This window comes from Enterobacter sp. E14S (genome assembly GCF_055666685.1).
In genome coordinates, this window is record NZ_JBVODQ010000004.1 from 73899 (window position 1) to 86449 (window position 12551).

Sequence of the window (12551 nt, forward strand, 5' to 3'; positions counted from 1 at the left end):
TAGGGTGAGGGCATCAGGCCGCACTGTTTCAAATAGTGAACCCCAGCATCATCCCCGTATCTTCATGCTCCAGCAGGTGGCAGTGCGCCATATAGGCAAACTCTTTCGGCGCCTCATGGTCAAACTTCACCAGCACCTCGCTGACGCCGCCCTCCACTCTCACCGTATCTTTCCAGCCCGCGCGATGCGCATCCGGCGCTTTACCGTTCTCTGTGAGAATGCGGAACTGGGTGCCGTGGATATGGAACGGGTGCAGCATCATGTCCCCTTCGCCTGAAATCACCCAGCGCTCAAGCTGACCCTTTGTCGCAGCAAACATCGGCGTGTTCATGTCGAACGCTTTGCCGTTGATCATGTTGGCGTTGTGGAAATCAAAGCCGTGGTCGCCGTGATTCATATTCCCCATGCCGCCCATTTTGCCGTGGTCCATATTCATGTGGCCCATCATCTGGCCGTGCTGCATCCCCGCCATCGCCTTATCGCCATATTTCGCCATCAGCGCCTGCATGCCCATCATATCGAGCATCGGGTTCATGGAGAGCTGCAGCTTGCGCTGCGTAAGCCCATCCAGCGACGGGAGGGCTGGCAGGGTGGTTAACGTATCAGGCAGCGTGCCGGAAGCGGCCACCAGCAGCGGCTGAATACGCAGCACCGGATGCGGCTTATCAAACGGTGCGACCGCCATCCCCATCTGGCTCACCGGCAGGGTTACGAGGTCAAACGGCTTGCCGTCGCTGATATCCACCAGCACCTCAAAGCGTTCGCCCATGAGCATCGGCAGCTCGCTCACCTTCACCGGCTCCGGCAGCAGCCCGCCGTCGCTGGCTACCACGTACAGCGGACGTTTATCGCTGGCGGCGAAATTGAGCGAGCGCGCGTTACAGCCGTTGAGCAGGCGCAGGCGCAGCCAGCCTTTCGGCGCGGCGTGCTGAGGGTAAATGGCGCCGTTGGTCAGCAACGTGTCGCCAAACCAGCCTACCGCCGCGCTCATCACGTCCAGCTGGTAGTCTATTTGCCCGTCAGCGTTGAATTTCTTGTCCTGCACAATCACCGGTACGTCGTCGATGCCCCACTGCTTCGGCAGGCGCAGCAGGCGGCTTTCGTCGTCTTCAATCAGCACCAGCCCCGCCAGCCCCATCGCCACCTGATGGCCCGTTTTGCCATGCTGATGCGGATGGAACCAGCAGGTCGCCGCGCGCTGATCGGGCGTAAAGGTGACGCTGCGCGTACCGCCCGCTTTGATGATGCCCTGCGGCCCACCGTCCACCTCGCCCGGCACTTCCAGCCCGTGCCAGTGCAGCGTCGTCTCTTCGGCGAGCGTGTTGTGGATATCCACCGTCACCGTTTTCCCTTTACGTAGCTGAAGCGCCGGACCGAGCAAATTGCCGTTATAACCCCACGTCGTGGCGTGGTGCTCGCCGAACGTCGTTTTACCGGCCTGAACCACAAGCTGGATACGGCTGCGGGCGTCAGCGGTCACTAAGTCAGGGATGGGTAAGACAGGCCTGTCGGCCGCAAAAACGCGCGGCTCCAGAGTGGTAATGCGCTGGCAGCCCCCAGCACAGCGGAATATTTTAAAAAATCACGACGTTGCATGTTCATTTCCTTATTTCCAGCAGGCGATCTTTTGAGCATAAACCCTCCCCTTACCGGAAGGTCAAGTCAAGCGGCAATAATAAAGATCGTCGCACCGGCATCAAGTATGCTAACGTTAATTTTCCGTGAAGAAGTGGTAGAAGCAATGAAGACGTTTTTCAGGACAATTTTGTTCGGAAGCCTGATGGCAATGTGTGCGAACAGCTATGCGCTAAGTGAAAATGAAGCGGAAGATATGGCCGATTTAACGGCGGTTTTTGTATTCCTGAAAAATGATTGTGGCTACCAGAATTTACCCAACGGGCAGATTCGCCGCGCGCTGGTCTTTTTTGCCCAGCAAAACCAGTGGGATCTCAGCAACTACGACAGCTTCGACATGAAGGCGCTCGGCGAAGACAGCTACCGTGACTTGAGCGGTATTGGTATTCCCACTGCCAAAAAATGTAAAGCGCTGGCTCGCGACTCACTCAGCCTGCTCGCCTACGTCAAATAACCTTCCCGACGCCCCCCTGTTGAACCTATAGCCGTGCAACCACGGTTATAGTTAGCTATCATGTTTCGCTCATTTTTTTGTGAGCGTAACGGATGTTAACAAAGGAGGAGTCCGCGTATGGCCGACCACACGTTGTGGCATGAAACACTGCATGACCAGTTTGGTCAGTACTTTGCCGTTGATAACGTGCTCTATCATGAGAAAACCGATCACCAGGATCTCATCATCTTCGAAAACGCCGCCTTTGGCCGCGTGATGGCGCTGGACGGCGTCGTGCAAACGACCGAGCGCGACGAGTTTATCTATCACGAAATGATGACCCACGTTCCGCTGCTGGCGCACGGACACGCGAAGCATGTCCTGATTATCGGCGGCGGCGACGGCGCAATGCTGCGTGAAGTGTCCCGCCATCGTTCCATTGAAACCATCACCATGGTGGAAATCGATGCGGGCGTCGTCTCTTTCTGTCGCCAGTATCTGCCCAACCACAATGCCGGTAGCTATGACGATCCGCGCTTTAGCCTGGTGATTGACGACGGCGTTAACTTTGTTAACCAGACCTCGCAGACCTTTGACGTCATTATCTCCGACTGCACCGACCCAATCGGCCCCGGCGCGTCGCTGTTTACCTCCTCCTTCTACGAAGGCTGCAAGCGCTGCCTGAACCCGGGCGGGATCTTCGTCGCACAAAATGGCGTCTGCTTCCTGCAGCAGGATGAAGCGCTCGATAGCCATCGTAAGCTGAGCACCTATTTCGATGACGTCAGCTTCTATCAGGCGGCCATTCCGACGTACTACGGCGGGATCATGACCTTTGCCTGGGCGACGGATAACGACGTATTACGCCATCTCTCCACCGAAATTATTCAGGCCCGCTTCCATCAGGCCGGTCTTCAGTGCCGATACTACAATCCGGCTATTCATACCGCAGCGTTTGCGCTGCCGCAGTACCTGCAAGACGCATTATCCACTAAGGGGGTGAGCTAATTGAAAAAGCTTAAACTGCATGGCTTTAACAACCTGACGAAAAGCCTGAGTTTTTGTATTTACGATATCTGCTATGCCAAAACAGCGGAAGAACGCGATGGTTACATCGCCTATATCGACGAACTCTACAACGCCAACCGTCTGACCGAGATCCTGTCAGAAACCTGTTCCATTATCGGCGCAAACATCCTGAACATCGCCCGACAGGATTATGAACCTCAGGGCGCCAGCGTGACCATTCTGGTCAGCGAAGAGCCGGTCGACCCGAAGCTTATCGACAAAACTGAACATCCGGGCCCGCTGCCGGAAGTGGTCGTGGCCCACCTGGATAAAAGCCATATCTGCGTGCACACCTACCCGGAGAGTCACCCGGAAGGCGGGCTGTGCACGTTCCGCGCCGATATTGAAGTATCGACCTGCGGCGTGATTTCCCCGCTGAACGCGCTGAACTATTTAATCCACCAGCTGGAATCGGACATCGTCACCATTGATTATCGCGTGCGTGGTTTTACCCGCGATATCAACGGCATGAAGCATTTCATCGACCATGAGATCAACTCCATCCAGAACTTTATGTCCGAGGACATGAAATCGCTGTACGATATGATGGACGTGAACGTGTATCAGGAAAATATCTTCCATACCAAGATGTTACTTAAGGAATTTGACCTTAAGCACTACATGTTCCACACGAAGCCGGAAGATTTGAGCGAAGAAGAGCGTAAGGCGATTACTGACCTGCTCTGGAAAGAGATGCGCGAGATTTACTACGGCCGCAATATTCCGGCCGTGTAAAAGCAAGCCGGAGCAGGGATGCTCCGGGCTGTTATTTCTGTTTCATAAAGTCGCGGTAGGCATTTACCACCTGAAGGAAATCCTCTACGCCGCACATCGACAGGCTTTCTTCGTCATAGTAGCTCATCCCCTCTTCCATCTCGTCACCTGAAAACTCAAGCTGGTTGGCACGCACCATGACCTCTTCACCGTCCATCCACAGCGTATATTCATGCCCGGCGCGCTGCCAGGATCGTTCACTGCCTTTCACCGTATTTGCCGCCTGTTCAACCTCATCAAGAAGTGCGAGATTTTCTTTCACCTCTTCGTTAAACCAGTGTCCAACGGCTTCGTGGCCCATCGACATACGCACTTTCACCACTCCGGTGATGTCGCGCAGAAATTCGTAATCCATAGTGTTTTCCTCTGCAAAGCCATTACGGTAATTATCGCAGCAGTGAGGAAGAAAAAAAGCGGGAGAGGTGGGAGGAATGAAAATAAAAAGGTGAGAGCAAGACCCTGCGGCCTGGTGCCCTCACCCCGTCCCTCTCCCACGGGAGAGGGTGCAAACACTAAAAACCGTCTCGTAGAGACGGTTTTGCTGTTTATACCGCCGTCTGGAAGATAACCCCGTCGGCCTTCTCGGTGTACTGAGAAAGCTGGTCGAAGTTCAGATAGCGATAGGTATCCACCGCCGTCTTATCCACCTGAGCCACAAAGGTCTGGTACTCTTCCGGCGTTGGCAGTTTGCCAATCAGCGCCGCAACCGCCGCCAGCTCCGCAGAGGCCAGGAAGACGTTCGCACCGGTACCTAAACGGTTCGGGAAGTTACGGGTAGAGGTGGAGACCACCGTCGCACCGTCAGCTACGCGCGCCTGGTTGCCCATGCACAGGGAACAGCCAGGGATTTCGATACGCGCACCGCTCTTACCAAACACGCTGTAGTAGCCCTCTTCGGTCAGCTGAGCCGCGTCCATACGGGTTGGCGGCGCCACCCACAGACGGGTTGGCAGCTGGCCTTTGTGGGTATCCAGCAGTTTACCGGCAGCACGGAAGTGACCGATGTTGGTCATACAGGATCCGATGAACACTTCGTCGATCTTCTCGCCCTGAACCTCAGACAGCGGACGCGCGTCGTCAGGATCGTTCGGTGCACACAGGATTGGCTCTTTGATATCCGCCAGATCGATGTCGATCACCGCCGCGTACTCTGCGTCAGCATCGGCTTCCAGCAGCTGCGGATCGGCCAGCCATTTTTCCATGCCCTGGATACGACGCTCCAGCGTACGACGGTCGCCGTAGCCTTCTGCAATCATCCACTTCAGCAGCACGATGTTGGAGGTCAGATACTCAATAATCGGCTCTTTGTTCAGCTTGATGGTACAGCCCGCCGCAGAACGCTCGGCGGAAGCATCGGTCAGCTCGAACGCCTGCTCCACTTTCAGATCCGGCAGACCTTCAATTTCCAGAATGCGGCCAGAGAAGATGTTTTTCTTCCCTTTCTTCTCAACGGTCAGCAGGCCCTGTTTAATCGCATACAGCGGGATCGCGTGAACCAGGTCGCGCAGGGTGATACCCGGCTGCATTTTACCTTTGAAGCGCACCAGCACCGATTCCGGCATATCCAGCGGCATCACGCCAGTCGCAGCAGCAAACGCCACCAGACCGGAGCCCGCCGGGAAAGAGATACCGATTGGGAAACGGGTATGGGAGTCACCGCCGGTACCGACGGTATCCGGCAGCAGCATGCGGTTCAGCCAGGAGTGGATTACGCCGTCACCCGGACGCAGGGAAACGCCGCCGCGGTTCATGATGAAGTCTGGCAGCGTGTGGTGCGTGGTCACGTCAACCGGCTTCGGATAGGCCGCCGTGTGGCAGAAGGACTGCATCACCAGATCAGAAGAGAAGCCCAGGCACGCCAGGTCTTTCAGTTCGTCACGGGTCATTGGACCGGTGGTGTCCTGAGAGCCTACGGAGGTCATCTTCGGCTCGCAGTACGCGCCAGGACGAATACCGGCTACGCCGCACGCGCGCCCCACCATTTTCTGCGCCAGCGAGTAGCCGCGGTTGCTTTCAGCAACGTCTTTCGCCTGACGGAAAACGTCAGAGTGCGGCAGACCCAGCGCTTCACGCGCTTTGGTAGTCAGAGCACGACCAATGATCAGCGGGATACGGCCACCGGCGCGCACTTCGTCGATCAGCACGTCGGTTTTCAGCTCGAAGCTTGCCAGCAGCTCGTTGGTCTCGTGGTTGCGCACTTCGCCTTTGTACGGGTAAACGTCAATCACGTCGCCCATGTTCAGGTTAGAAACGTCCACTTCGATCGGCAGGGCGCCCGCATCTTCCATGGTGTTGAAGAAGATTGGCGCAATTTTGCCGCCGAGGCACAGGCCGCCGCCGCGCTTGTTCGGCACGTGCGGAATGTCGTCGCCCATGAACCACAGCACGGAGTTGGTTGCGGACTTACGGGAAGAACCGGTACCCACAACGTCACCCACATAGGCCAGCGGGAACCCTTTTTTCTGCAGGGCTTCAATCTGTTTGATCGGGCCGACGCTGCCCGGCTGATCCGGCTCAATACCTTCACGGGCGTTTTTCAGCATCGCCAGGGCGTGCAGAGGGATATCCGGGCGAGACCACGCGTCCGGTGCCGGAGAGAGGTCATCGGTGTTGGTTTCACCAGTCACTTTAAAGACGGTAACGGTGATTTTTTCAGCCAGCGCTGGGCGGTTCAGGAACCATTCGGCATCAGCCCAGGACTGCATCACCTGCTTCGCATAGACGTTGCCTGCTTTGGCTTTTTCTTCTACGTCGTAGAAGTTATCGAACATCAGCAGCGTGGAAGAGAGCGCTTTAGCGGCAATCGGTGCCAGCTTGTCGTTATCCAGCGCGTCAATCAGCGGATGAATGTTGTAACCACCCTGCATGGTGCCGAGCAGTTCAATGGCTTTTTCAGGAGTAACCAGTGGGGAGGTGGCTTCGCCTTTGGCGATAGCAGCAAGGAATCCGGCTTTTACGTAGGCAGCTTCATCTACGCCAGGCGGTACGCGGTTGATCAGCAGATCTAACAGGAATTCTTCTTCGCCCTTAGGCGGGTTCTTCAGCAGCTCGACGAGCGCGGCCATTTGGGTTGCATCTAAAGGTTTGGGTACAATTCCCTCGGCGGCACGTTCTGCTACGTGCTTACGGTATTCTTCTAGCACGACGGTTCTCCTCGCTCTCATTGTCATATGCGGCGGGCGTTCTCTTCACGCTCCTGTGAGACAGCAGTTTGTAGGGTAAATGCCCGATACCGCGTCGGGCAGCATAGCAGGATTTCTGCACAGTGTTAATCCGTTTACAAAAAAGCAACATTAAAAAATTTGCTGAATCGTTAAGCATGGTGTAGCGGGGATTCAGGGCATCTTTTTGCGGTATCTTCTGCACCGTGACGCTTCAGTTTTTTCTTCATCAGATATAATTGTGTAATAAATACTCACACTCTTTATCCGGACGTCCCGGACGCTTCCCAATAAAAGTCAAAACAGTAAAAGACGGGTGAATAATACTCACGCCAACCGTAACGCCTCACGGCACAGCGCTTGTCTCGTTGGAGTCATTTTATGAAGTTGCCCTTTAAGCCACATCTGCTCGTCCTTGTGTGCAGTGCCGGGCTGTTTGCCGCCTCGGGCGTCATGTTTGTCAAAGGTCGCGCCACGGAGCCCGCCGCGCCGGCCCCCGTCGCACAGCAACCGGCTGCACCTGCGCCTGCCGCAGCCCAGCCCGCACCTGTTGTCGCGCCAGCCTACACTGCCGCGCAAATCGATCAATGGGTTGCTCCCATCGCGCTCTACCCGGATGCCCTGCTGTCGCAAATTTTAATGGCGTCGACCTATCCGGCCAACGTGATCCAGGCGGCGCAGTGGTCCAAAGACAACCCTAAAATGGAAGGGGACGCCGCGATTCAGGCCGTTGCCAGCCAGCCCTGGGATCCCAGCGTAAAATCGCTGGTCGCGTTTCCTCAGCTTATGTCCCTGATGGGTGAAAACCCGCCGTGGGTACAAAATCTGGGTGATGCGTTTCTCGCGCAGCCGAAGGACGTGATGGATTCCGTTCAGCGCCTGCGCACGCTGGCGCAGAAGACCGGCGCTTTACAATCCACGCCTCAGCAGACGGTCACCACCGTGACAAAACCGGCGCCAGCGAAAACCAGCCCCACCGAGGCAACGACAGCCACGACGGCCGCGCCAGCTCCAACGGTAATCAAAATTGAATCTGCCGACCCGCAGGTTGTTTACGTCCCCACCTATAACCCCAATACGGTTTACGGGACCTGGCCAAACGCCGCCTATCCGCCCACCTATCTGCCGCCTACGCCCGGGGAGCAGTTTGGCAGCAGCTTCGTAAACGGTTTAGGCTTCAGCCTGGGCGTCGCCACAACCTATGCCATCTTCAGCAGCATCGACTGGGATGATGATGATGACTGGGATCATCACCATGGCGACTGGGATAATCACGGCGGCTATAACCGCAACGGTGATAACAATATCAATATCAACGTTGAGAACTTCAATAAAATCAGCGGACAGCGCCTGACGGACGCCAACCGCACCTGGCAGCACAACCCGGCCTATCGGGAAGGCGTGCCCTACCCGACTAACCAGCTCAACACTCGCTTCCACGCCACCAACGCGGCCACAGGGCTCAGCTCAACGCAGCAAAAACCGGTTAACCGCGATAGCCAGCGTCAGGCCGCGCTGAGCCAGATGGAGAAATCCACGGGCAAAACCTTCCCCCAAACGGCGCGCACCGGAACGAAAGACGTGCAGCGTCAGGCCTCAGGCGAACAGCTGAAGCAGATTTCGCAGCGCAATAACTACCGCGGCTACGACACCAAACCGCAGACGGCGAAGCGGAGCACCGCGCAGCAGCGAGAAAATCGCCAGACCACCGCCCAGAGACAAGAGAAGCGGGTTTCGCAGCCCGCGCAGCAGCGCACGCTCCAGCAGCGAAGCAGCCAGCCCCGGGCCAATGCGCTGAGCGGTAACGACAGCCGCTCGGCGAACTGGCAGGCGCAGCAGCAGCGCGGTGCGCAAAGCAGACAGCTCGCTGCGCGCCAGCAGCAGCCACGTCAGGCGTCTGGTGGACGTGCTGAACGCCGTGAAATTCGACATCGCTAAGGGAACCGACATGAAAAGTAAACTACTCAGCGGAATGGTGTTATTCATGCTTTCGGCCCCGGTGATGGCGCAGCAGTCTTTTAGCACACCCGCCCAGGCAACCGATGCGCTGACCAAAGCCATCAGTGAGCAAAATGAGAGCGCGATGACCAACCTGCTCGGAGAGAACTGGCGCGATTTTCTGCCGCCTGAGGGCGTTGATCCGGATGCTGTCGATCGCTTCCTGCGCGACTGGAACGTCCGTCATACCACGGTTGTCGAAGGGGATACGGCGCATCTGGTTGTCGGAGACAGCGGCTGGCAGCTTCCCATCCCGGTGATCAAAACCTCGGCAGGCTGGCAGTTCGACATCAAAGAAGGGGCAGAAGAGATCCTGACCCGTGAAATCGGGCGTAACGAGCTCGCCGCCATTGAAGCCTTACATGCCTATGTTGATGCGCAGCAAAGCTATTTTGCGATGAACCAGAAATACGCACAAAAGATTGTCAGCTCGAAAGGCAAAAAAGACGGTTTGTACTGGCCAGCCTCGCCCGGCGAAGCGCCCAGCCCGCTCGGCCCGGCATTTAGCCCGAAAGAGCCGGGTACCGGCTATCACGGCTATCGCTTCCGCATCCTGCCGGATAATCACGGTTTCGCGATGGTTGCCTGGCCGGTCAGCTACGGTCAGACGGGCGTCATGAGCTTTGTGATAAACCAGGACGACAAGGTGTACCAGTCCGATCTCGGCAGCGATTCAGAGCAGAAAGCCCGGGCGCTAGCCGCCTATAGCCCTGATAAAACCTGGCAGCCTGTGGTCCCCTAAACGCAGCGCATAAAAAAAGCGGCCATTGGCCGCTTTTTTTCATCTGAAGAAACTTATTTCTTCTTCGCTTTCGCGTTTGGCAGGTCGGTGATGCTGCCTTCAAACACTTCTGCCGCCAGGCCCACGGACTCGTGCAGAGTCGGGTGAGCGTGGATGGTCAGCGCGATGTCTTCAGCGTCACAGCCCATTTCGATAGCCAGACCGATTTCACCCAGCAGCTCGCCGCCGTTGGTACCGACAATCGCACCACCGATGACGCGGTGAGTTTCTTTGTCGAAGATCAGTTTGGTCATACCGTCTGCGCAGTCGGAAGCGATAGCACGGCCAGAAGCAGCCCATGGGAAGGTGGCGGTTTCGTAGCTGATGCCTTTCTCTTTCGCTTCTTTCTCAGTCAGACCCACCCATGCCACTTCTGGCTCGGTGTACGCGATAGATGGAATGACTTTCGGATCGAAGTAGTGCTTCATGCCGGCGATAACTTCAGCGGCAACGTGACCTTCGTGAACACCTTTGTGCGCCAGCATTGGCTGACCGACGATATCGCCGATAGCAAAGATGTGCGGCACGTTAGTGCGCAGCTGTTTGTCAACGCGGATAAAGCCACGGTCGTCCACTTCCACGCCAGCTTTGCCCGCGTCGAGGTTTTTACCGTTCGGCACACGGCCGATAGCCACCAGCACGGCGTCGTAACGCTGTGGTTCGGATGGGGCTTTTTTGCCTTCCATGGAAACGTAAATACCGTCTTCTTTCGCTTCAACGGCAGTCACTTTGGTTTCCAGCATCAGGTTGAATTTCTTGCTGATGCGTTTGGTGAAGACTTTAACGATGTCTTTGTCGGCAGCCGGGATAACCTGGTCGAACATTTCAACCACGTCGATCTCTGAACCCAGCGCATGGTACACGGTACCCATTTCCAGACCGATGATACCGCCGCCCATGACCAGCAGACGCTTAGGAACGGTTTTCAGCTCCAGCGCATCGGTGGAATCCCACACGCGTGGATCTTCATGCGGAATGAATGGCAGTTCGATTGGGCGAGAGCCTGCCGCGATGATCGCGTTGTCGAAGTTGATCACGGTTTTGCCGTTTTCGCCAAAACATAAAACAGGATATCGCCATGCTCGACAAACACACCCATACCCTGATCGCCCACCGCCTGCATCAGGCGGAACAAACGCGGGAGCAGATCCGCGCGATCTCGCTGGACTACCCGGAGATCACCATTGAAGACGCCTACGCCGTTCAGCGCGAATGGGTCAGCCTGAAAATCGCCGAAGGCCGCGTGCTGAAGGGCCATAAGATCGGCCTGACCTCCAAAGCGATGCAGGCCAGCTCGCAGATTAGCGAGCCTGACTATGGCGCGCTGCTGGACGACATGTTTTTCCACGACGGCAGCGACATTCCCGTCGATCGCTTTATCGTTCCGCGCATCGAAGTGGAGCTGGCCTTCGTGCTGGCGAAACCGCTGCGCGGACCGAACTGCACCATCTTCGACGTCTACAACGCCACGGACTACGTGATCCCCGCGCTGGAGCTGATCGACGCCCGCTGCCACAACGTTGACCCGGAAACCCAGCGCCCGCGCAAGGTGTTCGACACCATCTCCGATAACGCCGCCAACGCGGGGGTGATCCTCGGCGGCCGCCCGATTAAGCCCGACGAGCTGGATCTGCGCTGGATCTCCGCCCTGCTCTACCGCAACGGCGTGATCGAAGAGACCGGCGTCGCCGCAGGCGTGCTTAACCACCCGGCGAACGGCGTAGCGTGGCTGGCGAACAAGCTGGCAACGTACGACGTGCAGCTTGAGCCGGGGCAAATCATCCTCGGCGGCTCGTTTACCCGCCCGGTGCCCGCCAGCAGAGGCGACACCTTCCACGTCGACTACGGCAACATGGGCTCCATCAGCTGCCGCTTTGTTTAGGAGAGGACCATGCAAAACGCATTCAAAGCGGCGCTGCAGGCAGGCCGCCCGCAAATTGGCTTATGGCTGGGGCTCACCAGCAGCTACAGCGCCGAGCTGCTGGCGGGGGCAGGCTTCGACTGGCTGCTGATCGACGGCGAGCACGCGCCGAATAATGTGCAAACCGTCTTAGCCCAGTTACAGGCCATCGCGCCCTATCCCAGCCAGCCGGTAGTGCGCCCGTCGTGGAACGACCCGGTGCAGATCAAACAGCTGCTGGACGTGGGCGCGCAAACCCTGCTGGTGCCGATGGTGCAAAACGCCGACGAAGCGCGGCTGGCGGTGCGTGCCACCCGCTACCCGCCTGCGGGCATTCGCGGCGTCGGCAGCGCCCTTGCGCGCGCCTCGCGCTGGAACCGCATCCCGGATTACCTGCAGCAGGCCAACGACGCCATGTGCGTGCTGGTGCAGATTGAAACCCGCGAGGCGCTAAAAAACCTGCCGCAGATCCTCGACGTGGACGGCGTCGACGGCGTGTTTATCGGCCCGGCGGATCTGAGCGCCGACATGGGCTTTGCCGGCAACCCGCAGCACCCGGAGGTGCAGGCCGCCATCGAGCAGGCGATCGCGCAGATCCTTAGCGCCGGTAAAGCGCCCGGCATCCTGATGGCGAACGAACAGCTGGCGAAACGCTACCTCGAGCTTGGTGCCCGGTTTGTCGCCGTCGGCGTCGACACCACCCTGCTCGCCCGCGGCGCGGAAGCGCTGGCGGCACGCTTTATCGAACAACCGGTTACGTCAGTTAATAACAATAAATCCGTCTACTAAACGTAAGATCTG

9 protein-coding genes and 2 pseudogenes are annotated in these 12551 nt (G+C 57.4%); 7 read left to right on the forward strand and 4 right to left on the reverse strand.

What is annotated here, in order from left to right:
- Positions 1 to 28: 28 nt before the first annotated feature.
- Positions 29 to 1596, reverse strand: a pseudogene (cueO, locus tag ACZ6J2_RS11410) (multicopper oxidase CueO).
- Between the two features lie 145 nt (positions 1597 to 1741).
- Between cueO and ACZ6J2_RS11415 the strand changes: the two are divergent.
- From ACZ6J2_RS11415 to speD, 3 genes are all read left to right on the forward strand, one after another.
- A complete protein-coding gene (locus ACZ6J2_RS11415; protein WP_014882582.1) occupies positions 1742 to 2089 on the forward strand; it encodes a YacC family pilotin-like protein in 348 nt (115 codons plus the stop codon).
- A 117-nt stretch (positions 2090 to 2206) separates the two neighbouring features.
- The gene (speE, locus tag ACZ6J2_RS11420) at positions 2207 to 3076 is read left to right on the forward strand and encodes a polyamine aminopropyltransferase (protein WP_023310424.1); all 870 of its coding nucleotides are present in this window, start codon (positions 2207 to 2209) and stop codon (positions 3074 to 3076) included.
- Positions 3077 to 3871, forward strand: a complete 795-nt coding sequence (gene speD, locus ACZ6J2_RS11425) for an adenosylmethionine decarboxylase (RefSeq protein ID WP_032649781.1) — start codon at positions 3077 to 3079, stop codon at positions 3869 to 3871.
- 31 nt (positions 3872 to 3902) lie between these two features.
- On the opposite strand, the gene yacL is transcribed toward speD, so the two are convergent.
- A complete protein-coding gene (gene yacL, locus ACZ6J2_RS11430; protein ID WP_023310423.1) occupies positions 3903 to 4265 on the reverse strand; it encodes a protein YacL in 363 nt (120 codons plus the stop codon).
- Between the two features lie 190 nt (positions 4266 to 4455).
- A complete protein-coding gene (acnB, locus tag ACZ6J2_RS11435; protein WP_471725758.1) occupies positions 4456 to 7053 on the reverse strand; it encodes a bifunctional aconitate hydratase 2/2-methylisocitrate dehydratase in 2598 nt (865 codons plus the stop codon).
- A 399-nt stretch (positions 7054 to 7452) separates the two neighbouring features.
- Here acnB and ACZ6J2_RS11440 point away from each other — a divergent pair, with 399 nt between their 5' ends.
- Positions 7453 to 9009, forward strand: coding sequence for a DUF3300 domain-containing protein (locus ACZ6J2_RS11440; protein WP_471725759.1), 1557 nt, complete (start codon positions 7453 to 7455; stop codon positions 9007 to 9009).
- Positions 9010 to 9019: 10 nt separating this feature from the next.
- A complete protein-coding gene (locus ACZ6J2_RS11445; protein ID WP_471725843.1) occupies positions 9020 to 9811 on the forward strand; it encodes a DUF2950 family protein in 792 nt (263 codons plus the stop codon).
- Positions 9812 to 9864: 53 nt separating this feature from the next.
- Here the strand turns inward: ACZ6J2_RS11445 and ACZ6J2_RS11450 are convergent.
- A pseudogene (locus ACZ6J2_RS11450) lies at positions 9865 to 10905 on the reverse strand (dihydrolipoyl dehydrogenase family protein); the annotation flags it as partial.
- A gap of 23 nt (positions 10906 to 10928) precedes the next feature.
- Here ACZ6J2_RS11450 and hpaH point away from each other — a divergent pair.
- The gene (gene hpaH / locus ACZ6J2_RS11455) at positions 10929 to 11732 is read left to right on the forward strand and encodes a 2-oxo-hept-4-ene-1,7-dioate hydratase (protein ID WP_471725760.1); all 804 of its coding nucleotides are present in this window, start codon (positions 10929 to 10931) and stop codon (positions 11730 to 11732) included.
- Positions 11733 to 11741: 9 nt separating this feature from the next.
- Positions 11742 to 12539, forward strand: coding sequence for a 4-hydroxy-2-oxoheptanedioate aldolase (hpaI, locus tag ACZ6J2_RS11460; RefSeq protein ID WP_471725761.1), 798 nt, complete (start codon positions 11742 to 11744; stop codon positions 12537 to 12539).
- The last annotated feature ends 12 nt before the right edge of the window (positions 12540 to 12551 follow it).

Coding starts and splice junctions, on each gene's coding strand:
- ACZ6J2_RS11415 (WP_014882582.1), top strand. CDS start 1,742: ATGAAGACGTTTTTCAGGACAATTTTGTTCGGAAGCCTGATGGCAATG.
- speE (WP_023310424.1), top strand. CDS start 2,207: ATGGCCGACCACACGTTGTGGCATGAAACACTGCATGACCAGTTTGGT.
- yacL (WP_023310423.1), bottom strand. CDS start 4,265: ATGGATTACGAATTTCTGCGCGACATCACCGGAGTGGTGAAAGTGCGT.
- ACZ6J2_RS11440 (WP_471725759.1), top strand. CDS start 7,453: ATGAAGTTGCCCTTTAAGCCACATCTGCTCGTCCTTGTGTGCAGTGCC.
- ACZ6J2_RS11445 (WP_471725843.1), top strand. CDS start 9,020: ATGAAAAGTAAACTACTCAGCGGAATGGTGTTATTCATGCTTTCGGCC.
- hpaH (WP_471725760.1), top strand. CDS start 10,929: ATGCTCGACAAACACACCCATACCCTGATCGCCCACCGCCTGCATCAG.
- hpaI (WP_471725761.1), top strand. CDS start 11,742: ATGCAAAACGCATTCAAAGCGGCGCTGCAGGCAGGCCGCCCGCAAATT.